The organism is uncultured Sphingomonas sp., from assembly GCF_964235535.1.
Classification (GTDB): domain Bacteria; phylum Pseudomonadota; class Alphaproteobacteria; order Sphingomonadales; family Sphingomonadaceae; genus Sphingomonas.
Genome location: NZ_CAXSBH010000039.1, coordinates 1 through 25,904, shown reverse-complemented (window position 1 = coordinate 25,904; position 25,904 = coordinate 1). Strand labels below are relative to the sequence as shown.

The 25,904-nt window shown below is 65.3% G+C and carries 21 protein-coding genes; 13 read left to right on the top strand and 8 right to left on the bottom strand.

Annotation, left to right across the window (positions count from 1 at the left end):
* Positions 1–8: 8 nt before the first annotated feature.
* The 3 genes from ACFE7F_RS11585 to ACFE7F_RS11575 form a co-directional block, all read right to left on the bottom strand.
* A complete protein-coding gene (locus ACFE7F_RS11585; RefSeq protein ID WP_375404007.1) occupies positions 9–1,295 on the bottom strand; it encodes a 3-methyl-2-oxobutanoate dehydrogenase (2-methylpropanoyl-transferring) subunit alpha in 1,287 nt (428 codons plus the stop codon).
* Positions 1,296–1,390: 95 nt separating this feature from the next.
* Positions 1,391–2,188: a transporter gene (locus ACFE7F_RS11580; RefSeq protein ID WP_375404006.1), complete on the bottom strand. Its 798-nt coding sequence runs from the start codon at positions 2,186–2,188 to the stop codon at positions 1,391–1,393.
* Positions 2,188–3,561 (bottom strand): Nramp family divalent metal transporter, encoded by a 1,374-nt coding sequence (locus tag ACFE7F_RS11575; RefSeq protein ID WP_375404005.1) that lies wholly within the window; start codon positions 3,559–3,561, stop codon positions 2,188–2,190. Before ACFE7F_RS11575 ends, ACFE7F_RS11580 begins: the two co-directional genes overlap by 1 nt.
* 116 nt (positions 3,562–3,677) lie before the next feature.
* Between ACFE7F_RS11575 and mntR the strand changes: the two genes are divergently transcribed.
* The 3 genes from mntR (at position 3,678) to ACFE7F_RS11560 (ending at position 7,033) form a co-directional block, all read left to right on the top strand.
* Entirely contained in the window at positions 3,678–4,133 is a 456-nt protein-coding gene (gene mntR / locus ACFE7F_RS11570) for a manganese-binding transcriptional regulator MntR (protein ID WP_375404004.1), read from the top strand.
* 79 nt (positions 4,134–4,212) lie between these two features.
* The gene (locus ACFE7F_RS11565; protein ID WP_375404003.1) at positions 4,213–4,971 is read left to right on the top strand and encodes an ImuA family protein; all 759 of its coding nucleotides are present in this window, start codon (positions 4,213–4,215) and stop codon (positions 4,969–4,971) included.
* Complete coding sequence (locus ACFE7F_RS11560; protein WP_375404002.1) at positions 4,886–7,033, top strand: DNA polymerase Y family protein; 2,148 nt, start codon at positions 4,886–4,888, stop codon at positions 7,031–7,033. The genes ACFE7F_RS11565 and ACFE7F_RS11560 overlap by 86 nt, the downstream gene beginning before the upstream one ends.
* 1 nt (position 7,034) lies before the next feature.
* Here the strand turns inward: ACFE7F_RS11560 and ACFE7F_RS11555 are convergent, their stop codons facing one another.
* Positions 7,035–7,448 (bottom strand): type II toxin-antitoxin system VapC family toxin, encoded by a 414-nt coding sequence (locus ACFE7F_RS11555; protein WP_375404001.1) that lies wholly within the window; start codon positions 7,446–7,448, stop codon positions 7,035–7,037.
* Positions 7,445–7,726, bottom strand: a complete 282-nt coding sequence (locus ACFE7F_RS11550; protein WP_375404000.1) for a type II toxin-antitoxin system Phd/YefM family antitoxin — start codon at positions 7,724–7,726, stop codon at positions 7,445–7,447. Before ACFE7F_RS11550 ends, ACFE7F_RS11555 begins: the two co-directional genes overlap by 4 nt.
* A 45-nt stretch (positions 7,727–7,771) precedes the next feature.
* Between ACFE7F_RS11550 and ACFE7F_RS11545 the strand changes: the two genes are divergently transcribed.
* The gene (locus ACFE7F_RS11545) at positions 7,772–11,035 is read left to right on the top strand and encodes an error-prone DNA polymerase (protein ID WP_375403999.1); all 3,264 of its coding nucleotides are present in this window, start codon (positions 7,772–7,774) and stop codon (positions 11,033–11,035) included.
* Between the two features lie 10 nt (positions 11,036–11,045).
* On the opposite strand, the gene ACFE7F_RS11540 is transcribed toward ACFE7F_RS11545, so the two are convergent.
* Entirely contained in the window at positions 11,046–12,053 is a 1,008-nt protein-coding gene (locus ACFE7F_RS11540) for a fumarylacetoacetate hydrolase family protein (protein WP_375403998.1), read from the bottom strand.
* A 361-nt stretch (positions 12,054–12,414) separates the two neighbouring features.
* The gene (locus ACFE7F_RS11535; protein WP_375403997.1) at positions 12,415–13,329 is read right to left on the bottom strand and encodes an EAL domain-containing protein; all 915 of its coding nucleotides are present in this window, start codon (positions 13,327–13,329) and stop codon (positions 12,415–12,417) included.
* Here ACFE7F_RS11535 and ACFE7F_RS11530 point away from each other — a divergent pair.
* Complete coding sequence (locus ACFE7F_RS11530) at positions 13,318–13,800, top strand: hypothetical protein (RefSeq protein ID WP_375403996.1); 483 nt, start codon at positions 13,318–13,320, stop codon at positions 13,798–13,800. The genes ACFE7F_RS11535 and ACFE7F_RS11530 overlap by 12 nt on opposite strands.
* A 227-nt stretch (positions 13,801–14,027) precedes the next feature.
* Positions 14,028–14,612, top strand: coding sequence for an arylesterase (locus tag ACFE7F_RS11525; RefSeq protein WP_375403995.1), 585 nt, complete (start codon positions 14,028–14,030; stop codon positions 14,610–14,612).
* A 151-nt stretch (positions 14,613–14,763) separates the two neighbouring features.
* On the opposite strand, the gene ACFE7F_RS11520 is transcribed toward ACFE7F_RS11525, so the two are convergent.
* Positions 14,764–15,933 carry a Fic family protein gene (locus tag ACFE7F_RS11520; RefSeq protein ID WP_375403994.1) on the bottom strand — a complete coding sequence of 390 codons (1,170 nt, stop codon included), beginning with the start codon at positions 15,931–15,933 and terminating at the stop codon, positions 14,764–14,766.
* A gap of 227 nt (positions 15,934–16,160) precedes the next feature.
* Here ACFE7F_RS11520 and hsdR point away from each other — a divergent pair, with 227 nt between their 5' ends.
* The 7 genes from hsdR to ACFE7F_RS11485 all read left to right on the top strand — a co-directional run bounded on the left by hsdR (position 16,161) and on the right by ACFE7F_RS11485 (position 25,579).
* Positions 16,161–18,512, top strand: coding sequence for an EcoAI/FtnUII family type I restriction enzme subunit R (gene hsdR / locus ACFE7F_RS11515; protein ID WP_375403993.1), 2,352 nt, complete (start codon positions 16,161–16,163; stop codon positions 18,510–18,512).
* Positions 18,513–18,522: 10 nt separating this feature from the next.
* Complete coding sequence (locus ACFE7F_RS11510; RefSeq protein WP_375403992.1) at positions 18,523–19,749, top strand: N-6 DNA methylase; 1,227 nt, start codon at positions 18,523–18,525, stop codon at positions 19,747–19,749.
* A 114-nt stretch (positions 19,750–19,863) separates the two neighbouring features.
* Complete coding sequence (locus tag ACFE7F_RS11505) at positions 19,864–20,010, top strand: hypothetical protein (protein WP_375403991.1); 147 nt, start codon at positions 19,864–19,866, stop codon at positions 20,008–20,010.
* Between the two features lie 6 nt (positions 20,011–20,016).
* Positions 20,017–21,411: a restriction endonuclease subunit S gene (locus tag ACFE7F_RS11500; RefSeq protein WP_375403990.1), complete on the top strand. Its 1,395-nt coding sequence runs from the start codon at positions 20,017–20,019 to the stop codon at positions 21,409–21,411.
* Positions 21,412–21,526: 115 nt separating this feature from the next.
* Positions 21,527–23,374 (top strand): AAA family ATPase, encoded by a 1,848-nt coding sequence (locus ACFE7F_RS11495; RefSeq protein ID WP_375403989.1) that lies wholly within the window; start codon positions 21,527–21,529, stop codon positions 23,372–23,374.
* Between the two features lie 3 nt (positions 23,375–23,377).
* On the top strand, positions 23,378–24,649 hold the full coding sequence (locus ACFE7F_RS11490; protein WP_375403988.1) for a hypothetical protein: 1,272 nt from the start codon (positions 23,378–23,380) through the stop codon (positions 24,647–24,649).
* A gap of 18 nt (positions 24,650–24,667) precedes the next feature.
* Positions 24,668–25,579: an IS1595 family transposase gene (locus ACFE7F_RS11485; protein WP_375403987.1), complete on the top strand. Its 912-nt coding sequence runs from the start codon at positions 24,668–24,670 to the stop codon at positions 25,577–25,579.
* The last annotated feature ends 325 nt before the right edge of the window (positions 25,580–25,904 follow it).

Genomic DNA, 25,904 nt, shown 5'->3' with positions numbered 1-25,904 from the left:
CATCCCGCTCACTTCCGCGCCCATGGCCGTCCGCTCGCTTCCTCTTCGGCCAGCATCTGGCGCTGCTGCTCGCGCAGGTGCCAGGGCATCGTCTCGAAAACTCCGTCGAACAGCGTGTCCAGCGGCTGGTGGAGACCGTGGCCCAGGATGCCGTTCTTCTCAGCCTCCTTCTGCGACGCCTTGACCAGCTCGGCGAGCTCGCGGTCCTGAGCGGCATGGCGATCGTCGTCCCATTCACCGAGGCCGATCAGATGCTCCTTAAGCCGTTTGATCGGATCGCCCAGCGGCCAGGCGTTGGGCTCGCCCTCCGATCGGTACTGGCCCGGATCGTCGGAGGTGGAGTGCCCCTCGGCGCGGTAGGTGAAATGCTCGATCAGCGTCGGGCCCTGGTTGGTCCTGGCGCGCTCCGCCGCCCACTCGGTCGCGGCGTAGACGGCGAGCGCATCGTTGCCGTCAACGCGCAGCCCCGCGATCCCGTACCCGACCGCACGCGCCGCAAAGGTCGTCGCCTCCGCCCCGGCAAAGCCCGAGAAGCTCGAGATCGCCCATTGGTTGTTGACCACGTTCATGATCACCGGCGCCCGGTACACGCTCGCGAAGGTGCAGGCGGAATGAAAGTCGCCCTCGGCCGTCGATCCCTCGCCGCACCAGACGGCGGCGATGCGCGTGTCGCCCTTGGCCGCGGATGCCATCGCCCAGCCCACCGCCTGCGGGTACTGCGTGGCGAGGTTGCCGGAGATGGAGAAGAACCCGGCCTCCTTGACCGAATACATGATTGGCAACTGCTTGCCCTGGAGCCGGTCGGCGCTGTTCGAATAGATCTGGTTCATCATGTCGACGAGCGACCAGCCGCGCGCGATAAGGATGCCTTGCTGGCGGTAGGAGGGGAAGCACATGTCCTCGTAATCGAGCGCCATGGTAGCCGCGACCGCGACCGCCTCCTCGCCCGTCGCCTTCATGTAGAAGCTGGTCTTGCCCTGGCGCTGCGCCCGGAACATCCGCTCGTCGAACGCGCGCAGCAGCACCATCGACCGGAGCATCGCGCGAAGCCGATCGGGCGACAGCCGGGGATTCCAGGGGCCGACCGCCCGGCCCTCCTCGTCGAGCACACGCACCAGCGTATAGGCGAGGTCGGTGAACGCGCGCGCGGGCTCGGCCGTAGCGGGGCGCCGCGCCTGTCCGGCCGGGGGCACGTCGACCTCGGCGAAGTCGACCGGATCGCCCGGGCGGAATTTGGGTTCGGGCACATGCAGCGTCAGCGGGGGCAGATTGGCGCGCGGGGGCTCGCCGGCCATGAACGTCTCCTGGGCCGCCGCCGTCTGGCGCGGCGGCTTGTCGGGCCGGTCCTTTGAACGCTTGTTATAAAATTTCAAGCGGCTTGTCGGACCGCTCAGAAGCGCCGCGATAGCCCCACGAACACCGCCAGATCGTCGGCCGCGCGCGTGACGCCCAGATTGGCCCCGGCATCGAGCTGCGTGTAGTCGGACACCGCGTAGGTGAAGCCGACATCGCCCGTCACGACCCAATCTTCGCCGCGCTCGGTGAACAGTTCGGTGTACATGCCCAGACGCTCGGTCAGCGCGAAACCGAACGTCGCCGAGTTGACAAAGCTCGCCCGGTATCCGCTCCCCCCGCCTGCTTCGGTCGCGTCATCCTCGATCACGTCCAGCTCGGTCATCAGCCCCAGGCCGATCCGGTCGGACAATGCGATCGCGAGCGGCGCGACGACGCCGAACTCCACCTTGCCCGCGCCCAGGCCGCCCTTGCTGGTGGGCAGCGTGACGAAAGGCATGATCGCGAAGGCGGTACGCCCGTCGTCGTCGCCCCACAAATTACGCTTTACTCGGACGGTGACGTCGCCCAACCCCTCGGCCGTCTCGCGCGTGCCAAGACGCCGGTCGGTGACGGTCCGGCGCAGATACGGCTCGACGATCACGTGAAGGTCGGTGGTCCGGTCGAGGCCGAGTTTCAGGTTTACCGGCGCGACCGACACCGTCTCGGCGCGGACGCCGCCGCTCCGGTCGCGGGTGTAGGTCGCCGCGTCCAGCTCGATCTGGAACCGGCCCGCATCAACGGTGTAGGGCGACTCCGTCTTGTCGGGGCGATCCGTGGACATCTCGCGCCGGTCGGCGGGAGGCGCGGACGCGACGCCCTGCCCCGCCGCGAGCAACGCCAGCACCGCCCACATCAGCCGATTCCCACGAACGCCGCGAGCAGCTTGACGTTCAGCCCGACGATCACCGCCGCGATGATCCAGGCGGACCATTTCAGCCACGCCGGATTGACGAACTTGCCCATCTTCACCCGGTCGCTGGTGAAGGCCACCAGCGGGATCACCGCGAAGGGCAGCTGCATCGACAGCACCACCTGGCTCAGCACCAGCAGCCGCGCCGTGCCGCTCTCGCCGTACATCGCCGCCACCGTCACCGCCGGGACGATGGCGATCACCCGCGTGATCAGCCGCCGTTGCCACGCGGGCAGGCGGATGCGCAGGAACCCCTCCATCACGATCTGGCCTGCCAGCGTCGCCGTGATCGTCGAGTTCTGGCCCGATGCGAGCAGCGCGACCGCGAACAGCGTGCTCGCGATCCCAACCCCCAGCATGGGCGCCAACAGCTGGTATGCGTCGCCGATCTCAGCCACGTCGGTACGCCCGGCGACGTAGAAGGTCGACGCCGCCAGGATCAGGATCGCGGAGTTGATGAACAGCGCCAGCATCAGCGCGACGGTGCTGTCGATCGTGGCATACTTGATCGCCTCGCGCCGCCCCTCGTCGTCGCGCTCGAAGGCGCGCGTCTGGACGATCGACGAGTGGAGATACAAATTGTGCGGCATCACCGTCGCCCCCAGGATGCCGATCGCGATATAGAGCATCGCCGGGTTGGTCACGACCTCGGCGGTCGGCACGTAGCCGCGCAGCACGTCCCCGATCGCGGGCTGCGACAGCGCCAGCTCGACCGCGAAGCAGCCCGCGATGATGATCAGGAGCGCAATGATGAACGCCTCCAGCTTGCGGAAGCCGCGTTGCTGGAGGAGCAGGATCAGCAGCACGTCGAGCGCGGTCAGGCATACGCCCCACACCAGCGGCAGGCCGAACAGCAGCTGTAGCGCGATGGCGGTGCCGATCACCTCGGCCACGTCGCAGGCGATGATCGCCAGCTCGCATGCGGCCCACAGCATCAGGCCGACCGGGCGGCTATAGTGGTCGCGGCAGGCCTGGGCGAGATCGCGGCCGGTGACGATGCCGAGCTTGGCGGACAGCGCCTGCAGTACGATCGCCATGACGTTGGACAGCAGGATAACCGACAGCAGCGTATAGCCGAACTGCGATCCGCCCGCGAGGTCGGTGGCCCAGTTGCCCGGGTCCATATAGCCGACCGCGACGAGATAGCCGGGGCCGGAGAATGCACCCAGCTTGGTCCAGAACCGCGCGCCGCCCAGACCTGTACCCAAACCTGAACCAGGACCCGCGCCGGGGACGGGAATCGTGCGGAACACCTCGGGCAGGCTGTCGTCCGACCGGGTCCGCCAGCCATTCGTAGCGGGAGCGTCTTCGTTCACCTGGACCTCCGAAACCGAGGCACGATCCTATGCACGCGCCGTCAAGTTTAGCTAGTGCTAAACTTGGTTGTTAAGCTCCGTTGTGCGATGCTGGCCATCTTGAAGGAGACCAGGACGTGACGTTACCGGCGGCGGAGGAACAGGCGCGTCGCTTCGCGCGGGTCCGGCTGGCGCACCGGACCGAGATGCAGGAGGACTATGTCGAGCTGATCGCCGACCTTATCGCCGATGGCGGCGAGGCGCGCGCAGCCGATCTCGCCGAGCGGCTGGGCGTCACCCCCGCCACCGTCGCGAACACGCTCGGCCGATTGAAGCGCGACGGATTGATCGAGATGCGGCCCTACCGCTCGATCTTCCTAACCGCCGAAGGCGCCGGAATGGCGGCGCGGTCGAAGGAGCGGCACGGGGTCGTCGTCCGGTTCTTGGGCGTCCTGGGCGTCCCGGACGAGATCGCCGAGACCGACGCCGAGGGGCTCGAACACCACCTGAGCGGCGAAACGCTGGAGGCGATGCGCCGCTTCGCAGACGAGCGGGATCGGGGGATATCCCCGAACGGGACCGGCGCGACCTAACGGATTGACTCGACTCCGGTTTGGAACAAAGTAAGAACACGTTCCGTTACCGACTCGAACCGCCGCAGAGTACCCGCCCTTGACCCAGACAGTTGCCGAGCTGCGTGAGACGCTCCGCGCCATCGAGGGTGACGGGCACCAGCGGCGTCCCGCCCTCCCCTTCGGCGTACCGGCGCTCGACGAACGGCTGGTAGGCGAGGGCTTGCGGCTCGACGCGCTGCACGAGATCGCGCCGGCGACGGCGCGCCACGGCGACGAGGCATCGGCGACGTTGTTCATGGCGGGCATCGCCGCGCGCGCCTGGGGACCGGTGCTGTGGGTGATGCGGCGGCGGGACCTGTTCGCGCCCGGGCTCTACCAGGCGGGGCTCGCCCCCGAACGCCTGCTCTATGTCGAGGCGCGCGACGACGACGAACTGCTGGCGATCATGGAAGAGGGCCTGCGGCACCGGGGCTTGGGTGCGGTGATCGGCGAGTGCAAGCGCGCCGGGCTCGGCGCGACCCGTCGGCTCCAGCTCGCCGCGGAGGGCGGGCGCACGATCGCGCTGCTCCTGAAACGCCACGCCCGGGACAGGGTCGACCCGATCGGCCAGCCGTCCGCCGCCGTCACCCGCTGGCGCGTCGCGTCCGCGCCCTCCGCACCGCCCTTCCCCGGGGCCCTGCCCGACGAGGGACTGGGCCGCGCGCGGTGGCATCTCGATCTCGCCCGCCAGAAGGGCGGCGAGCCCTATCAACTTCTTGTGGAGGCATGCGATGAAACGGGTCGCCTCGCTTTACCTGCCGGAGTGGCCGATCGACAGACTGCGCCGCGCCGGGCGCATTCCGCAGCCGCAGCCTGAGCCGAAGGCTCAGGCGAAGGCCGGCCGGCGCGCCGACCACGGCGCGTCCGACGACGCGGCCGATTTACTCGGTCGCGCCGCTGCCGCCGAGCGTGCCCAAGCCTGCTCCGTTCCCAACACGCCCGAGGGCCGTCCCGGCGCGCTCTGGTCGCAGGACGACCGCGCTGCCTCCGCCCGCCACCAGGGCGGCAACCCCGGCTGGCGACCCGGCGCGAAATGGGCCAGGCGCGAGATCGAGACGCAGATCGCGCAGCTCCCGCTCCACCAGCGCCCGCCCATGCGCGAGCTCGGCCGCCGCAGCGAGGCCGCCGACCATCCCTTCAAGGCCATGCCTTCTTACGAGGCGCGCGCGCCGGTCCCGGGTCGGAGCGCCGTACCCCCCGTCCGCTGGAGCGGCGAGGGCGCCCGTTCGCCCGGCAACCGCCGCGCGGGCGACGGCCCCTATCCGGGCGAGGGCGCCTTCTTCCTTACCGGCCGGATGACCGGCGACGTGGTCGGCCGCGCCTGCAAGGGAAACCTCGTCTCACCTGCGCCTACGGCCGCGATGTCGGAACCGCCGCTCGTCACCGCGCACCGGGTGAACGGCCGCGATGTCGTCCATGCCGCCAACGGCGCGGCGCGGGCGATGGGCGTGACGCCCGGCACTTGGCTCACTCAGGCGCGCGCCTCGGTGGCGGGCCTCATCATTCTTCCCGCCGATCCGGAGGGGGACAGTGCCGCCCTGCACCGGCTGGCGGTCGCGCTCGCCCGGCGCTGGGCCCCGACCGTCGCCGTCTTCGACGAGACCGGACTGTTTATCGACCTGACCGGTGTCGCACACCTGCATGGCGGCGAGACCGCCTTCCTGCATCGCCTCCACCGCCTGCTGAACCAGTTGGGCTTTCGCAACCGCATTGCCGTCGCGGACACCGCCGGCGCGGCCTGGGCGCTGGCGCATTCCAGGCGTGAACTTAGTGGACTTCCGTTACTCAACTGCCCGGCCGGAATGCATGTTCGGGCGCTGGAACCGCTCCCGGTCGATCTCCTCCGACTCGAATCCGCGCATATCAAGCTGCTCGATCGTCTGGGCGTCGACACGGTGGGGGAGCTCGCCAAGCTTCCCCGCGCGCCGCTCGCGCGCCGTTTCGGCGGCGCGCTTGTCCGCCGCCTCGATCAGGCGACCGGTCGCACGCCCGAGCCGCTGGAGCCGGTGGCCGTGCCCGAGCAGGTGGTCGTGGAGGAACGCTACCCCGAACCGATCGCGACGGCGGAGGTGATCGAGCATCGATTAGGCGTACTCGCGTCGCGCCTGGCAACGGCGTTGGAGCGGGCCGGGGTCGGCGCGCGAGCGCTGCTGCTCGTAGCTGATCGCGTCGACGGCCGCGCCCAAACCTTGCGCGTAGGCCTTTCCCGACCCGATCGGCGGCCCGAGCATCTGCTTAGCCTGCTTCGACGCCGGATCGAGGAGATCGACCCCGGCTTCGGGATCGACGCATTGTCGTTGCGGGTGATGCGCGTGGAGCCTTTGGGACCGGAGACGCTCGGCCCGGCGCTGGCCGAGGAGACCGCCCCGGATCTAGCGCCGCTCATCGATCTGCTCGCCAACCGGCTGGGCGGGTCAACGTCTTGGCGCGTCCGGCCGGCCGAAAGCGACGTGCCCGAGCGCTCGGTCACCCCCGGCCCCGCGCTCGACGCTCCCGATCGCCCCGCGGCCGTTCTGAAGCAAGGCGATGTGCGCCGCCTGAACGACCTCGAGGCCGATCATCCCTGGCATCCGCGCTGGCCGCGGCCCGTACACCTGCTCCACCGCCCGGAGGTGCTGGATTTCGTGATGGCGGAGATGCCCGATCATCCACCCGCCCGCTTTACCTGGCGCGGCAACGTCCACCGGGTGGTGCGCGCCGACGGCCCCGAACGCATCGTCGGTGAATGGTGGCGCCGAACCTGCGAGCGCGACGCGGTGCGCGATTATTTCAGCGTCGAGGACGAGATCGGCCACCGTTTCTGGCTCTTCCGCCGCGGCGACGGTGTGCGCCGGGAGACAGGCGACCTCAGCTGGCACCTGCACGGTTTCCATGCGTGAGCTAATGGCGCGCGTCGATGGCATGCAGGTGACCCGCCTCGGCATAGCGAAGGATCTTGCCGTCGGCGGTCAATACCGGACAATGCAGGGCGCGGGCAGTCGCGATGATGATGCGGTCGGCCGGATCGCCGTGTATGCCCGGTGGAAGCAGCCCCGCGTCCATGCCGATCTCAGGGGTAAGCGGGGCGATCATGATGCCTGGCTGCGATATCACGCCCGGCATCCAGATGGCGAGATGCCGACTGAGTTCCAGCCTACCCTTGCCGACCAGCATGGTGATTTCCCACGGCGTTATCGCCGAGACGTAGAGTTTATTGTTGTCTTGCGCGCTCGCGATCAATCCCCTGCTGCGAACGCCGAGCTCCAGCTTATTGTCGGCCGACCAGACCAGCGCATGCGTGTCGAGCAGGATCAACGGTACAGGTCTTCGCCGATCGACTCGTCACGTGCGGCGTCGATCTCGTCCAGATCGACGGCAGGGCTGAACGGGTCGTCATACCGGATCACGGTCCCCGCCATGCAGCCGATCAACGAGCCCTTGCGAGGCTCCTCCGGCTTGACCGCCGACATGACCGCCACCGGCTTGCCGCGCTTGGTGATGGTGATCGTCTCGCCGCCCGCCTGGACCTCGTCCATCAATCGGAGGCAGTTCGCCTTGAACTCGGCCGCACCGACGTACTTTATCGCACTCACTCCCGAACTGGTCGTATCACGTAGTCACCTCGGTCATGCCCGGCAATGAGTTACGTCGAGCTTCAGGTCATGACCCACTTCTCGTTCCTCCGAGGGGCGTCGTCGCCGGAGGAGCTGTTCGCGGCCGCGTCGCTGATGGGGTACGGAGCGCTGGGCGTCACCGACCGCAACTCGGTGGCAGGCGTGGTGCGGGCGCTGGTCGCGGCGGAGACGGTCTCTACGCCGGATGCACCCATGCGCCTCGTGGTCGGCTGCCGGCTCGACCTGGTCAGCGGCGCGTCGCTGCTCGTCTGGCCGGAGGACCGCGACGCCTGGAGTCGGCTCACCACCCTCCTCACCCGCGGCAAGGCGCGCGCGGATGCGCAGCACGGCGAGAAGGGGCGATGCTTCCTTCATTGGGAGGACGTGGCCGACGCCGCGCCGGGGCTGGTCGGCGCGCTGGTGCCCGGCCGCGACGGCGCTGATCCGGCGCACTTACGCTGGATGGTCGACCTGTTCGGGCGCGACCGGGGGCATGTATGCCTGACCTTCCACCGCCGCCCCGGAGACACACGCCGCTTGGGCACTGACGCGGAAGCGGCGCGGGCGCACGGCCTGCGGCCGCTCGCGACGGGGGACGTGCTGTATCACGAGCCGGGCCGCCGCCGGCTGCAGGACGTAGTCACGGCTATCCGCGAGAAATGCACGATCGACGAGTTGGGCCTGCAGCGCGAGCGACATGCCGACCGTCACCTGCAACCGCCCGCCGAGATGGAGCGCCGCTTCCGCCGCCACCCCGATGCGCTCGCCGCAAGTCTCGCCATCGCCAAGCGATGTACGTTCACCTTACGCGAGCTAAGCTACCAATATCCCGACGAACGCGTGATGACCGCGCACTCGCCGCAAAAGGCGCTGGAGAAGATGACCTGGCGCGCGCTCAATGCCCGGTTTACCGATCGACCGCCCCTGAGCTACCGACGACTGCTTCGCAAGGAACTATCGCTCGTCCGCAAGCTCGCCTACGCGCCCTACTTCCTGACGGTCCACTCGATCGTCCAATATGCGCGCAGCCAGAAGATCTTGTGCCAGGGACGCGGCTCGGCCGCCAATTCAGTGATCTGCTTCGTGCTCGGCGTTACCTCGATCGACCCGGTCAAGCACCAGCTGCTGTTCGAACGCTTCCTGTCCGAAAAGCGTGGCGAGCCGCCCGACATCGATGTCGACTTCGAGCATGAGCGCCGCGAGGAGGTGATCCAGTGGATCTATGACACCTACGGCCGCGACCACGCTGCGCTGACAGCCGTCGTCAGCCGCTTCCGCACGCGCGGCGCAGTGCGCGAGGTCGGCAAGGTGCTGGGCCTGGCCGAGGACGTTACGGCCGGGCTGGCTGGCCAAGTCTGGGGTTGGTCGAGCGACGGCGTTCCCGCCGACCGAGTCGCGGCGCTAGGCCTGAACGGCGGCGAGCAGCGCCTCGCGCTCGCGCTCGAACTCGCCAAGGAGCTGATCGGCACGCCTCGGCACCTGTCGCAGCACCCGGGCGGCTTCGTCCTCACCCGCGACCGGCTCGCCTCGCTGGTGCCGGTCGAACCCGCGGCGATGGTCGACCGGCAGGTCGTAGAATGGGAGAAGGTCGACATCGAGGAACTCGGCTTCATGAAGGTCGACATCCTCGGCCTCGGCATGCTCGGCTGCATGCGACGCTTCTTCGACCTGCTCGCCCGGCACAAGAACATCCCCCTTACGCTCGACGACGACATCCTTCAGGCGGAAGATAAGCCGACCTTCGAGATGATGTGCCGCTCCGACACCTTGGGCGTGTTCCAGATCGAGAGCCGCGCGCAGATGTCCATGCTGCCGCGGATGCGGCCGGAGAATTTCTACGACATCGCCATCCAGGTCGCGATCGTCCGTCCCGGGCCGATCCAGGGCGACATGGTCCATCCCTATCTGAAGCGGCGCGAGGACAAGCGGGCCGGCAGGGACAGCGTCGAATATCCCAGCCCCAAGCTGAAGACCGTGCTCGAAAAGACGCTGGGCGTGCCCCTGTTCCAGGAACAGGCGATGCAGGTCGCCATCCTGGGCGCGGGCTTCCCCCCGGAGGAGGCCGACGGACTGCGCCGCGCTATGGCCACGTTCAAGATGACGGGCGGGGTCGGCCAGTTCCGCGACCGGCTGATCGCGGGAATGCTGCGCAACGACATCACGCAGGAGTTCGCCGAGCGGCTGGTCAAGCAGATCGAGGGCTTCGGCTCCTACGGCTTCCCGGAAAGCCACGCCATGAGCTTCGCCAAGATCGCCTACGCCTCGTCCTGGATGAAGTGTCACCACCCCGACGTGTTCTGCGCCGCGTTGCTCAACGCCCAGCCGATGGGCTTCTACGCTCCCGCGCAGATCGTCCGCGACGCGCGGGCGCATGGTGTCGAGATCAGGCCCGTATGCATCCTGGACAGCAACTGGGACACGAAGCTTCTGGGCGAGGAATCACCATGCCTGCCGCTACGGTTGGGCATGCGCATCGTGACCGGTCTGGCCGCGCGCGACGCGCAGGCGATCTTGGACGCCCGGTCGCTCGCCCCCTTCGCCTCGATCGAGGAGGTATGGCTTCGGTCGAACGTGAAGCTCGCCGCGCTGGAGGCGCTCGCCAGGGCGGATGCTTTCCACGCCATGGGGTTCAACCGACGCGAGGCGTTATGGACGATCAAGGGTCTGGGCGAAACGCGGCTGCCGCTGATCGAAGGCGCGCGCGGCATGGAGGAACCTGCGATCCTGAAGCCGCTGTCGGCGGGGCGCGAGGTGGTGGAGGATTACCGCTTCACCCAGCTCTCGCTGCGCGCGCACCCGCTGCAGTTCCTGCGCGGCGAGCTCGCCCGGCGCAGCATGGTCAGGTGCATCGATTTGGGTGCGACCAAGGACGGCACGGTCGTTGAAGTCGCGGGCGTTATCCTCGTGCGCCAGCGACCGGGCAGCGCGAAGGGCGTGCTGTTCATCACGCTGGAGGACGAGACGGGGGTAGCCAACATCATCCTGTGGCCGAAAATATTCGAGGAGCACCGCACCACCGTGATGGGCGCGGCGATGCTGTCGGTGCGCGGGCGCGTCCAGCGTCAGGGCATCGTCATCCACGTCATCGGCGACCATGTGATCGACCGCACCCCGATGCTGCGCCAGGTCGGCGACATGGAGATGCCGCGCCTGACCAGCCCTAGCGACGGCATGCGCGGCGGCACCCCAGACCGCGGCGAGAAAGGTTGGGAGCCCAAGGTCAGATCGGACTATCATTTCCGCGACCGGGAAAACCACATCCCGATCAAGTCGCGCGACTTCCACTAGCCGCGTGGGACTATGCCGCCCGCACCGTCTGCTCGATCACGCCGAAGATCGGATGGTGCCGGTCGTCCTCCGCCCAGATGCGGACGGTGTCGCCGCCGCGCAGGAACGGCGTGGTCGCCGTGCCCGCCATGATGGTCTCGACGGTCCGGACTTCGGCTAGGCACGAATAACCGACGCCGCCCTGCGCGATCGGCTTGCCCGGGCCGCCGCCCGCGTCGCGGTTGGACACGGTGCCCGACCCGATGATCGTCCCCGCCCCCAGCGCACGGGTCTTGGCGGCGTGGGCGATCAACGTTCCGAAATCGAAGGTCATGTCCTCCCCGGCCTCCGCGCGGCCGAAAGGTTGGCTGTTGAGGTCGACCATCAGGCGGCGGTGGAGCTTGCCGTCCCGCCACCAGCCGCCCAGCGAATCGGACGTGACGAACACGGGCGAAAAGGCGGAAGCGGGTTTGGACTGGAAGAAGCCGAAGCCCTTGGCGAGTTCGGCAGGGATCAGGTTGCGCAAGCTGACGTCGTTGGTCAGTCCGACCAGCCGGACCGCCGCCAACGCCGCCTCGCGCGACGCGCCTTGCGCCACGTCGCCGGTGACGACGACCACCTCCGCCTCGAGGTCGCAGCCCCACGCCTCGTCGGCGAGCGGGATGGCATCGCGCGCGCCGAGGAACCCGTCGGAGCCGCCCTGATACATCAGCGGATCGTGCCAAAAGCTGTCGGGCATCTCCGCCCCGCGCGCCTGCCGGACGAGCGCGACGTGGTTCACGTACGCGGAGCCGTCCGCCCACTGGTAGGCGCGCGGAAGCGGCGCGGCCGCGTCATGCTCGTGGAACCGGTCGCGCGGGATCGCCTCATGCTCCAGATCGGTCGAGAGATTCAGCAGGTCGGGCGAAACCCGGTCCCACTCGTCGAGCGCCGCCTGCAGCGTCGGCGCGATGCGCGACGCATCGGCGCACCAGGCGAGGTCGTTCGACACGACCACGAGCCGGCCGTCGCGGCCCTGCTTGAGACTGGCGAGTTTCATGGTCCTGCTCTCCTTTCCCATAGCCCTAGCGGGTCGGAACCGGGGTGGGTAGTCGCTCGGCTCAGCTCGGCGGTGGCCGGAACAGTCGTGGCTCGATGCTCGGGTTACCCGGTCGCACTTTTTGATGAGGGATTTGGAGGGACTGCCATGCTTACGCTCGACAACATCGCCGGCCGTTTCACGTACAACGAGGATCACGAGGCGTTCCGTCAGACGCTGCGCAGGACGCATCCCTCCAGCTTTACGGCGGCGCGGACTACATGAACGCATAGCCGATCGCGCGGTCGCGGCGCGCAGCGCAGGTCATGCGCATTTTCGACGGCGCCGGCGAGATCATGAAGGAGGTGATCGACCGCTCGCTCTAGCGCACCACCTGGCTAACGTCCGGGACCACCAGTCGCGGTGCAGACAGATGCTGGCGCGGGTCGAAGGTCGCCAGGAATTTACGAAGCGCCGCGAGCTCGATCGGCGGCGAGATCAGGTATCCCTGGATCAGGTCGCATCCCATGACGCGCAGCAGCGATAACGCGAGCGGATCATCAACGCCCTCGGCGGTGACCTCCATGTCGAGCGCATGGGCGAGGTCGATCGAGGAACGCACCAACAGCGGATCGCGGTGGCTGTCGATCAGGCCCGACACGAACATCCGGTCGATCTTGAGCTCGTTGGCGGGCAACTGCTTCAAATAGGATAGCGACGACAGCCCCGACCCGTAATCGTCGATCGCGATCTTGATTCCCGCCGCCGAAAAGGCGCGCAGGTTGGTGAGCGCCCCGTCCGGATCCTCGATGACCGCCGTCTCCGTGACCTCGAAGCCGATCCGGCCCTTGGCGCGCGCGACCGTCGCCAGCACGCGCGCAGCGAATTCGACGTCTGGCAGCAGCACGCCCGAAATATTGACGTAGATCGTCAGGTCGTGACCCGACGCCGCGAGCTTGGCCTGATCGGTCACGGCCTGCGCCACGACCCATTCCGTCAGATCGCGGATCGCGCCGGTGCTCTCCGCAAGCCGGATCAGCCGCTCGATCGCGACGGGCCCGCGCGTCGGGTGCGGCCAGCGCAGCAAGGCCTCGGCCGAATCGATCGCGTTCGTGCGCGAGCGAAGCTTGGGCTGATAATGCAGCCGGAGCTCGCCTTGCTCAATCGCGCGGCGCAGATCGCGTATGAGCGCAATGTCGTCCAGTTCCGACTCGCCCTCACCCTTTTCGTCCGCAAAGCAGACCGACTGGCGGGTGGCCTGCGCGGTCGCGATCGCCGCGGCCGCGTGGTCGAGCACTTCTTCGCGCGTAGCGTCGGCATCGGCTTCGGCGGCGCCGATCAGCACATTCAGATCGAAGGTCAGATCATCGACGTTGATGCGCTTCGTCAGCTTTCGGACCAGGGCGACGAGCGCTTCGCGCGCGGCTTCCACGTCGACGGCGACGAACGCGAACTCGATGGAAGTGCGCCCGGTCCGCCCGATCTCGCAGCCGTCGAGTTCGGCCGCGACCCGGTCGGCGACATGCGCGAGCACGCGGTTCGCGAGCCGGGCGCCGATATCGCGGCGCAGGGTCGCGAACCGGTCGACCTCGAGGATGGCGACGAACCCGCCCGTGGTGGCCGCGAGCTCCGGCAGGGGCGCGACACGGAGGCGATCGAACCAGGGCGGCGCGACCGGACGAACGCGTCGATTCGTGCGGATGCTCGCGAAGATCGCGCCAGCGATGAACACGGCAAGGAACAAGAGGAGATCCACACGGCTACGTAACCGGACAGACGCTAAGGGCCGGTTAAGCCCGGTATGTGGCTCCCGCAATCCCCAGGGTCGTGTCGAAGGCTTCGGCGGGCGGCCCAGGTCGCTCCGGCAGCCAGGTCGCTCCAGCAGACAGTGTATGGGACCCCTGTCGGCAACGTCTGGAACTCGGTCGATCGGCTTCCCACCTCTCGAGTTCACCAAGGAATTCCAATGTCGTCGTCACGGCCGAGGGTCGCGCGTTGAGCGGCCCTGCCCCTTATTTGCTGGCATTCGGTGACAGCCTCACCGCCGGGTACGGGCTCGCGCCCGAACAGGCGTTTCCCAAGCAGCTCCAGACGCTGTTGGCCAAGCGTCGACCGGGCGTCGTGGTCGACAATGCGGGCGTTTCCGGCGACACCACGACGAGCGCGCGCGCGCGGTTGCTCCGCGTGCTGTCGCGTCTGACGCAGCGGCCCGACCTCGTCATCCTCGAACTCGGTGCGAACGATCTGCTTCGCGGCGTGGACCCGGCGCGGACGCGCGATAATCTGGACTGGATGATGGGTGAGTTCGAGCGCGCCGGGATTCCCGTGCTGCTCGCAGGCATGCTGGCGCCGCCATTCTTGGGCGACTGGGCCTCCCGGTTCAATGCCGTCTATCCGGAACTGGCCAAGCGGCACGGCGCTGCTTTGTATCCGTTCTTCCTCGAAGGGGTGATCGGCGATCGGTCCCTGGTGCTCGCGGACGGCATCCATCCCAACGCGCGCGCGATCGGCATCGTGGCCAACCGCATGCTGCCGCATGTCGAAGCGGCGTTGGACCGGACGGCTCGGAGGGCGGCCTAAGCAGGCGGTGGCGGAGAGGGTGGCTGCCGTACTGCAATACTAAGGTCTTGTATTTGCAGTAGAAGTTAGTCCCAGACCTCGGTCGATCCCACAACCGTTCCCACCACCTTTGAAAATAATCCGTCGCTGTCCACGCACGTGCGACTTGCGGTTACGACAGCCCCGTCGGGTATAGCCGGGGAAACCACCGCTCCACAATGTCGATCGGAAAGCCAAGGCGGACGGCCGACTTGTGAGTTCCGTTCGTCGCGACGAGCAGACCCTTTTTCAGCAGCGCGGAGACAACCTCCCTCCCCGCACGCTCTCGATAGCCAGTCAGCTTACCGGCATCGCCGCGCGACAGCTCGCCCGTCAGCAGCGCCTCCCGCAGAACCGGGTAAGCGCCGTTGGGCAGTCGCCTCGCTCTTGCCTCAGCGTCCGCATAGGCTTCGATCCGCCGCAGTAGCTCCTGCGGCTCAAGGATCGATGTCATGTAGCGCACCTGATCGAGGCAGGTTCGCAGGAAGAAGTCGGAAAACTCAATCAGCCCCGCCTGCGTCAGCGCACCGCGCCCGTCCCGATCGCCGCGCCGCGGAGCATCGGCGGCGGCGAGAAGCGCCTTGTACCGCTGAGCATCGCGCGCGAGCCCACGCGATACCGACCAAAGGCTTGTGCCGATGCCCAGCCGCTTGAACAGCGCATGACTCATTAGCCGCGTGACGCGTCCGTTGCCGTCCAGGAACGGATGTACCCAAAGCAGCCGATGATGCGCGGCCCCGACCGCCTCGACCTGGCGGACTTGGCTAAGCCGGGCCGGATCATAGGCCTGTTCGAAACGTCCCAAGAACCGGGGCAGGTCGTCGGCGTCGGGCGGAACGTGACGCCCGACCATCACCCCCCGTTGCCTCAGCTCCCCCGGCGTCACACGCAGCCGTTCGCCCGTGTCCGGGTTCTCGACCCACAACAGCTCGTCAGGAAGACGCTCGCAAAAGGCGCGATGGAGCCATTCGACATAGGCCCGGCTGGTCGGCCAGTCTTGAGGATCGTCGCCCTGGTCGATCCGTTGCTGAACCGCGATATGCGCGACAGCTTCAAGCTGGAGAGCCCGCTTGCGCGGTTCGGCCGAGAAATCCTGCACCAGGGCCCGGTCGATATCGCGCGGATGGGTGTCGTGCCCCTCAATCAGGTTCGAGTAGTAGCAGTTCATCGACCGCACGAGCGCGCCGATCGCGTCCTGGACGAGCGGATGCACCCGCCCCGCGAGCATGCTCGCTTCCCGCACCAGCTTGAACGTGACATCGTCGAGCGAACGGTCCGCCTCTTCGGGCAGCATGGGCTCCATCGAGCTTACATCCATGCCGGTTACTGTGCCGGTTTTTGTGCCGGTTGAAAAGCCCGAAGAACTGGGCACTTTTACATGGAATTACGATAATCCATGCCGGTTAAATCAGTTGGCTTACCGAATGGATTGTCCTTACATTCCGGAGCAAACCTAGACAGGTTCGGAAGTCAAGTTAGGCTCGTGCAGCCTATGCCTTCATAATGGGAAGCGATGGGAACGGGGCCGGGGTGGACAAGCACGAAAAGTTGAAGCTCAGCGAAAGCAATATCTGCGACCTGTTCATCACGCCGGCGATCAAGCAGGCCGGTTGGGATCAGTTGAAACAGATACGTCGCGAGGTTACGCTGACGCCCGGTCCCGTCGTGGTGCGCGGGAACCTGTCTTCCCGTAACAAGAAGAAAAAGAAGTTCGCGGATTACGTGCTGTCCTGGCAACCAGGCCTGCCACTAGCGATTGTGGAAGCGAAAGATAACGCGCACACCATCGGCGCGGGCTTGCAGCAAGCGCTGGGATATGCCGACATCCTGGCCCTGCCAAGTGCGTTTAGCTCGAACGGCGACGGCTTTGCTTCGCACAATCGAGCGGCGAAGAACGGTGAGGACACTGAGATCCCGCTCGGGCTTGACGCCTTTCCACCGCCCGGCAACCTATATGCGAGGTATCGAGACTTTCACGGCATCGAAGCCGATGAGCAGGCGCTTGTTGAACAGCCGTATCACATCGACAGCTCGGGCAAGGAACCTCGCTACTATCAGGTCGAAGCTATCAATCGTACGATCGAGGCGATTGCGAAAGGCGATCGGCGCGTGCTGCTCGTCATGGCTACGGGCACGGGTAAGACATACACGACCTTTCAAATCATTTGGCGGCTCTGGAAAGCAAGGATGGCCAAGCGCGTCCTGTTTTTGGCGGATCGCAACATCCTGATCGATCAGACCCTGGTCAACGACTTCAAGCCGTTCGGCGAGGCCATGACCAAGGTGCGCAACCGCAAGATCGATCCCGCGTACGAAATCCATCTTGGACTTTATCAGGCGCTGACCGGAACGGAGGAAAGCGAGAAAATATTCAAGTCGGTATCACGCGACTTCTTCGATCTTATAATCGTTGACGAGTGTCATCGCGGAAGCGCGTCGGGGGACAGCGCGTGGCGTGAAATCCTCGATTATTTCGGCGGCGCGGTCCAGATCGGCATGACCGCCACGCCTAGAGAAACCGAATATGTCTCCAACGCCGATTATTTCGGAGACGCCGTCTACACCTACAGCCTGAAGCAGGGGATCGAGGACGGCTTCCTCGCGCCTTACAAGGTAATCCGGATTGACATCGACCGGGACGTCCTGGGCTGGACGCCCCCTGCCGACATGGTCGACGACCTCGGTAAGGCGGTCGAACGGCGCGAGTACAACCGTGCAGACATGGACCGCACGCTCGTTCTCAACCAACGGACGAAGCTTGTTGCCGAGCGGGTGATGAAGTTCTTGAACGCGACCGATCCGATGGCGAAAACGATCGTGTTCTGCGAGAATGTTGATCATGCGGAGCGGATGCGATCCGCGCTCATCAACGCGGCTGGCAAGCTGGCGCGCGACAATCCTCGCTATGTCATGCGGATCACCGGCGACGACACGGAGGGCAAGGCGCAGCTCGACAACTTCATTGATCCCGAACAGCCCTACCCCGTCATAGCCACGACATCGCAGTTGTTGACCACCGGTGTCGATGCCAAGACGTGCAAGCTCATCGTCCTCGACCGCACGATCAATTCGATGACCATGTTCAAGCAGATCATCGGACGCGGCACGCGGATTGATGAGGACAATAACAAGTTCTTCTTCACGATCATGGATTTCAAGCGCGCCACCGAGCTGTTCCGCGATCCGGAGTTCGACGGCGAACCGGTCGTGATCTACGAGCCTGGCGACCACGACGATATCCTGCCCCCCGACCCTCCGATCGAGGACGAGGACGAGGACGAACCGGATATCGACTATCCGACAGGAACCCAACGGCTCGTCGTGAGCGGGGTCAGCGCGCGCGTCTTGAACGAGCGGATCGAATATATCGGGACGGACGGCAAGCTGGTGACCGAATCCTACCGCGATTATGCGAAGAAGCAGATCGCGGAAGAATACCGCTCGCTCGACGAGTTCGTATGGCATTGGAACGCGAGCGAGCGGAAGCAGGCGATCATCGACGAGCTGGAACAGCGCGGCGTCGTGCTCGCCAACCTAGCCGAGGAGGTCGGTCGCGACTTCGGCAATTTCGACCTGCTTGTCCACGTCGCCTATGGAGCGCCGCCGCTCACTCGGCGCGAGCGCGCGGAGCAGGTCAAGAAGCGGGACTATTTCGCCAAGCACGGCGACGCCGCCCGCGCCGTGCTGGAAGCGCTGTTGGACAAGTATGCCGACGAGGGCGTGTCCGCCATCGAGGACGCCAAGGTACTACGCCTGAAACCGTTCAGTGCGATCGGCACGCCCCTGGAGATCATCCGGGGTGTCTTCGGCGGACGAAGCGCATATGACGCCGCGCTCAGCGAGCTGGAACAGCAGATTTACGAGCAGGCGGCCAACGAGTGAGCATCGGCGAATGAGCAACGTATCGGGGGCGGTGAAGTCCATCCAGGACATCATGCGCAAGGACGTGGGCGTCGACGGCGACGCACAGCGCATCAGCCAGATGGTCTGGATGATTTTCCTGAAGATATACGACGACCGCGAGGAGGAGCTGGAACTCACCGAGGATAACTACCTGTCGCCCATCCCCGAGAAGTATCGCTGGCGTAATTGGGCGCAAAACCGCGAAGGCATCACCGGCGACGCGCTGATGGCCTTCATCGACCGGCTGTTCTCCGTGCTCAAGACCGACCTGCCGACAAACGGCGAGGTCGGCCGCCGCGCCCAGGTGATCCGCGACGTATTTGAAGATACGTACAACTATATGAAGTCCGGCACGCTGATGCGTCAGGTCGTTAATAAGATCAACGACATCGACTTTAACAGCACGGCCGACTGCCACACCTTCGGCGCGATCTACGAACAAATCCTGCGTGACCTGCAAAGCGCGGGCAATGCGGGCGAGTTCTACACGCCCCGCGCCGTCACCCGCTTCATCATCGACCGGCTCGCACCCAAACTCGGCGAGACCGTGCTCGATCCGGCCTGCGGCACCGGCGGCTTCCTCGCCTGCGCGATCGACCACAAGCGCCGGTTCGTGAAGTCGCCCGACGACGAGGCCCGGCTGCAAGCTTCGATCCGCGGCGTGGAAAAGAAGGCGCTGCCGCACATGCTGTGCGTCACCAACATGATCCTCCACGGCATCGACACGCCGGGCCGCATCCGCCATGGCAACACGCTGGAGAAGCCCTACCGCGATTATGGCGAGCGCGAGCGCGTGCCCGTCATCGCCACCAACCCGCCCTTCGGCGGCATGGAGCAGGACGGGATCGAGCGGAACTTCCCGGCCGAGTTCCGCACGCGGGAGACCGCCGACCTGTTCATGGCGCTGATCATCAAGCTGTTGAAGGGCCAGGGACGCGCCGGCGTCGTGCTACCCGACGGCTTCCTGTTCGGCGAGGGCGTGAAGACCAACCTCAAGCGCAAGCTGATCGAGGAATGCGACCTCCACACGATCGTGCGGCTGCCGAACGGCGTGTTCGCGCCCTACACCGGCATCAAGACCAACATCCTGTTCTTCACCAAGGGCCGGCCCACCAAGGACGTCTGGTTCTACGAGCATCCCTATCCGCCGGGTGTGACGAGCTACAACAAGTCCAAGCCGATGCGCGTCGAGGAGTTCGACGCCGCGCGTGACTGATGGGGCGAAGAGGCGGACGGCTTCCACGCGCGTCGCGAGACCGAGCAGGCCTGGAGGATCGGGGCTGCCGAGGTCGCGGGGCGGGGCTACAACCTCGACCTCAAGAACCCGCACGTGGCGGAGGCGGAAAGCTACAATCCCGACAAGCTGCTGGAGCGCTACGCCGAGCAGCAAGCGGGCATCCAATCGCTCCGCGACCGGCTCAAAGTGGTTTTGGCCGACGCGCTGACGGAGCGCGCCCCGGAGCGCATCGACGCGTGACCGATATTGCGGCATTGGTCGCCGACCACCTGGACATCTGGACCGCCGCCACCGAGCGCCGCGGCGCGGGACGCGGCGGGGGCGATCAGCAGGGCGCGCAAGCTCGCTCCACGAAGCGCAATCCCACCGTTCGACGTCCCCGCTACATGGCAGCGGGTCCAGCTGACGGACATCGGCCACGACTGGGGGCAGAAGGAACCAGACGACGACTTCACCTACATCGACGTGGGCTCGATTGATCAGGTGTCCGGCACTATCCGCTCCCCCGGCGTCGTTGTCGCCAAGGAAGCGCCGTCTCGCGCCCGCAAGGTGGTTAGGCCGGGAACGCTCATCTACTCGACCGTTCGACCATACCTGTTGAACATCGCGATCGTTGATCAGAGGTTCGACCCCACGCCGATCGCGAGTACCGCTTTCGCCATCATCCATCCATTCGACGGGATCGAGGCGTCATTTCTCTACCGCTATCTGCGGTCGCCCGCCTTCATCCGGTACGTAGAAGGTTGTCAGACCGGCATAGCTTACCCGGCCATCAACGACCGGCAGTTCTTCTCCGCTTGGTTCCCTCTTCCGCCTCTCATTGAGCAGCGGCGGATCGTGGCTAAGGTCGACGAGTTGATGGCGTTGTGCGACGCGCTGGAGCGGGAGAGCGCGGACGCGCGGGCCTCGCATCAAACGCTGGTCGAGACCCTTCTCGCCACGCTCGTCGCCTGCCCCGACGACGCCGCCGTTGCTGATGAGTGGGCGCGGCTGGAGAGCTGTTTCAATATCCTCTTCACAACAGAGGCCAGCGTCGACGCACTGAAGGCGACGGTGCTGGAATTGGCGGTGCGGGGGAGGCTTGTAGCACAAGACGCCAGCGAGTCACACTCGCCGATCGTGGCGAAGCTCGCCAACAAGCAAGTCGAGCCGACCCATAACATTCCGACGAACTGGATGTGCTTACCGCTATCCGCGCTCGGTAAGCAGCTTGGCGGTGGAACGCCTTCGAAATCTCAGCCCGATTTATGGCGCGGCCCTATCCCGTGGGTCTCGCCGAAGGATATGAAGCAAGACCGCATCGCGGATGCGCAGATGCACGTGAGCGAGGCGGCCTTAATAAGTTCACCTGTAAAGCTAGTTCCGTCCAACAGCCTCCTATTCGTCGTGCGCGGCATGATCCTCGCCCACAGCTTTCCCGTCGCGCTGACCAGCACGCCGGTGACGATCAATCAGGATATGAAAGCAATAGTTTTTCATGATCCTAGTGTGAGCGAGTATCTGCTTAGAGCGCTGAAAGGGATGAAGCGGAGTGTTTTGCGCGCAGTCGAAAGATCAAGTCATGGTACGTGCCGGCTAGATGCGGATGCATATGGTTCGCTCGCAGTTCCTCTTCCGCCTCAGCCGAACAGCGCCGCATAGTCGCGAAAGTCGACGAGCTCATCACGGTCTGCGACGTGCTCAAGGCCCGCATTGCTGACGCCGCCGTTACCGCTAAGCACCTCGCCAACGTCGTAGTCGAACGGGCGACTGTCTGATGCGTCTGCGCTCGGTTCGGATCGGGAACTATAAGAACCTTAAAGACTTCACGGTTCGGTTCGACGGCGACGGCTTCATCGATATCTTCGTCGGCAGGAACGGGTCGGGCAAGTCCAACTTCCTCGAAGCCCTGATCCTCATCTACGATCATCTGTTCGACTTCGATCCCGAGGGCGAGGGCCCGGGCTTCGATTACGCGCTAGCTTATGAGATCGACGGCGGCGGGATGCAGGTCGAATGGCGCGACCGCACACTCTTCATCGACAACAGGCCGCGCCGCGGGTTCGGAAGGACGCCGCAGGTCGACAATGTGATCGTCTATTATTCCGGGCAGAACCGCCACGTCGCCGACATGATCGAGCGATATGAAAAGCGGTTCCGGGCCCGCATACGGGGGGCCGATTTGGCCGACAGCCTTCGATTTATCGGGATTGGCCCCGAGTACAAGCAGCTATTAATCTTGCTTCTCCTACTCCTGCCGGACGACCGCCACGCGCGGCGGTTCGTTGAGGGCAAGCTGGGCATCCTGGGAAGCGGGGGCACGGCCACCATCTCTCTCAGCCGTCCCGTCTTCGCCCGCCGTCGGGATTACGACCATCTGGACCCGGCGGACCTGTTCTGGGGCTTAGGCGGTGTGACCCGCGCGTTTCTGGATGATCTGATCGCTTGCATCGAGGGCGGCGCGACACCGGGCGCGCTGCACGATCGCGACACCGACCGTTACAATATCGAGATCAGCGTGGCGCTGTTCCGGCGAAGGTTCGTAGATCGGCCGTGGGACGAGCTGTTCCGGCTGTTCAACAACCTGAAGATCCTCGAAATGCTGTCCGACATATCAGTGCCGATCACACTCGGCGGCCTCGAGTCGTCCAACTTAGGCCTCTTCAGCGACGGGCAGTTCCAGTCCGTCTACTTGTTTGCGATCGCCGAGCTGTTCAAGGATCGTAACTGCATCACCCTGCTCGACGAGCCCGACGCTTTCCTGCATCCGGAGTGGCAGTTCGATTTCCTCAAGCAGACGGAGGCGATCTCGGCCGACGCCGCGCGGACGAACCACATCCTAATGAGCAGCCATAGCGCCGCGACGCTCATCCACAGCTTGCAACCCAAGGTGAAGTATTTCGACCTGAAGGACGGCAAGGCGTACTACTATCCGTTGCCCAAGCGTATCGCGATCGAGCGGCTGAGCGCTAACCTCATCCGCTACACGGAGCAGGAGCAGCTGCTCAGCATCATCAACGCGATCCAGATCGAGAAGAAGCCGGTGCTGTTCACGGAAGGCAGCATCGACCCCCTTATCATCAAAGAGGCATGGAACCGGCTGTCCGAGGCGGACATGCCGTTCATCCCCTTCTATGCCTTCAGCTGCACCTACCTGAAGCAGCTGCTACAGGACGACCGCGTCCTGAACGACATGGGCGGCAGGCCCGCCTTCGGCCTGTTCGACTATGACCAGGCGTTCGATCACTGGAACGGGTTGAACGGGGACATCGTCCAGGCCGATCGCCTGACGGGCGCTTGCAAGAAGCTAGGGACCAGGAACGCCTACGCATTTTTGCTGCCGTTGCCGGACGATCCGACCATCCGCGCGCAGGTGATCAAGAACGAGGCGACGGGCGAGTGCTTCGGCGGTTCTTCGCTTTGCGAGATCGAGCATCTTTTCTACGGCGACGACCGCACTGCCGACTTCTTCACGACGGAACCGACGCCAGGCGGCGGAACGAAGATCATCATTCGCTCGGACGCTCAGAAGGAGCGGTTCGCACGCGAGATCGTGCCGACGCTAGACGACCACTACTTTCAAGTCTTCAAACCGATGTTCGACTTCATGGTCAGCAGGATGTGAACGGTGACGACCCGAGACCCCTTCGCCACGATCCGCAACGTCGCGAGCCTAGATCGCCTGGTCACCTTAGAGACTAATTACAAGTTGCTCGCTGCTCTCACCACCGAAATCGAGCAAGCGATCGACGCGCGCTACGCCGATTTCGGACGCGAGATGATCGCGGCGAAGACAAGCCTGGACCTGTCCGAGCCGAGCCCGGCCGAACGACGCATCGCGAACGCGGTGGGCCGCTATGTCGCCCTCCAGAAGCGAGACGGGAAGGCCGCATCACGCACGTTCCGGCTGTTGGCCAATCGCGGCTTGATCGACGCCGCTGAGGCGACGATCGCCAAGCCGAAAGCTACCCAGGGCTTTAAGGTGCTCGATAAGGCGGACCTACGGGCATTGTCGTTCGAACAGATCATCGTCGACCATCCCGAGGAGTTCTCCGCCCGCGCGTCTTGGTTCGCGCATCGTACGCTCGGCTTGGCAAACGTCTCCGATCGGCCGCCCGCCGATATCGGGACTCCCACCCAGCAACGGACGGCGACGCTGCTGAATTGGCTGGCTCGCCGTGCGGCAGAGAACCACGGACTGTTGAACGGGCACACGAACGCCGACGTAGGCCGGGTGCTAGGTTTTAATGACCTGAGCCGGCATGGCCGCGTGCTGGGAAACATTCAGTCGCGCATCGACTTCGCCTGCTACATCGAGCGGGTGCCACCTCTCGGTCTGTGCGTCGTCGAGATGTTTGCGAATGCGTGGGCCCAAGAAGGGCGCGCATGGCGCTTCCCCGTGCCGGCTATGCGCGAGGCGGCGCAGACCTTCGGCTGGACAGATGAGATCATCGCGCGGGTCGAGGCTGCAACGCGCACCCTTCCGGGCCAGGCTGCGATCTCATGGCGCCGGGAGTTGGCGGGCGATGAGGCGGTGGTAAGAGATTGGGCGGAGAGGCTGCGCAAGGTAGCGCATCCCTCTTTGAGCGATGGGGAGGAAGGAGAAGGAATACCTGATCCCGACATCGAGGCCTTACTTGAAGCCGAGCGGAGAGTGCTGGATCGTCGCCCTGAAATTCGTGAGCGCGTCAGCCGCTTGATCGAGCGTGGCGCGATCGGTCAACACCTCAAGCAGGTCAACGGCTATAAGTGTCAGGTCTGCGAGGCCTTGGGTCACGACGCGATGGGATTCCGAAAATCCAATGGCGAACTCTACGTCGAGGCTCATCATGTGACGCCCGTTTCGGAACTGGAGCTTGGCTCATTGTCCGGCAATTATGTACTTGACTACGCAACGTAGCGGGTTCAATACGTTGGCATGGCTACCGCGATCACCGACCCCATCTTCCACGACGAAGCCAAGGCGCTTGCGCACATCGAGGCTTCGCGCTGGAACGGCACCCCGTTTTGCGGGACGTGCGGCTCGGTTCGGGTGCGCCGCCTAGCGGGCAAGATGGTCGGCTATTTTCAGTGCAACGACTGTCGCGGCAAGTTCACCGTCCGCACCGGCACCATCATGGAGCGTAGCCACGTGCCGCTCCACAAGTGGCTTCTCGCTACGCATCTCATGGCGGCGTCTAAGAAGGGCATGAGCGCCAAGCAAATGGAGCGCATGCTGGGCGTCACTTACAAGACGGCGTGGTTCCTGTGCCACCGTATCCGCGAAGCGATGGACGGTGCGGCTCCGCAAGGCCCGCTGGGCGGCCCTGGCGAGATCGTGGAGGCCGACGAAACCTATGTCGGTGGGAAGGCTAAGAACCGCGCCTATCGCGCTCCCGCCCCCAAGAAGCCCGTCGTCGCACTAGTACAGCATGAGGGCCACGTGAAGAGCTTCCACGTCGCCAACGTGACAGCCAAGAACGTGCGCCCGCTGATCGTCGCCCACGTCGATCGCCAGTCGCACCTGATCACCGACGAAAGCCCGATCTACACCCGCATGGGGCGCGAGTTCGCCGCCCATTCGACCGTGAACCACTCCGCTGGGCAGTACGTCACGCGCGGCGGGTTGAAGCATACCAACACGGTCGAGGGCTTCTTTTCGATCTTCAAGCGCGGCGTGATCGGCACCTACCACCACATGAGCGAGGCGCATCTCGGCCGCTACTGTGCCGAGTTCGACCTCCGCTATAACACCCGCGAGATGACGGACGGCGAGCGCGCTGCGGTCATCTTAAAGGGCGGCGAGGGCCGCCGCCTGACCTATCGGCGGACTGATCGACTCGCCGCCTAAGACGGCCGTAGTCGCCCGCCAGATCGGGACGCCGCGCAAACGCTATTTCGACTGACTCGACTCTCGCTTCCGCTTGCCGATAGGCTGGTGCGGCTTGGGAGGGGTCGCCAGCATGCGCTTCAACGCTGCCTCGCGCCGAGCCTCCGTCTCCGCTTCGGAGTAGGTGTCACCCTCGTTTTGTTCGGTATCCGGCATGATCGACCTGTCCACTGCTCAAGAGAATGAGGTACACTTTCTCGCTCGCCTCGGCGAGATGCTGCTCGCGTGGAATGTCAACCGGCGCGGGATCTTGACCCCGGATCGGCGTCCAACATTGACCCCGCTA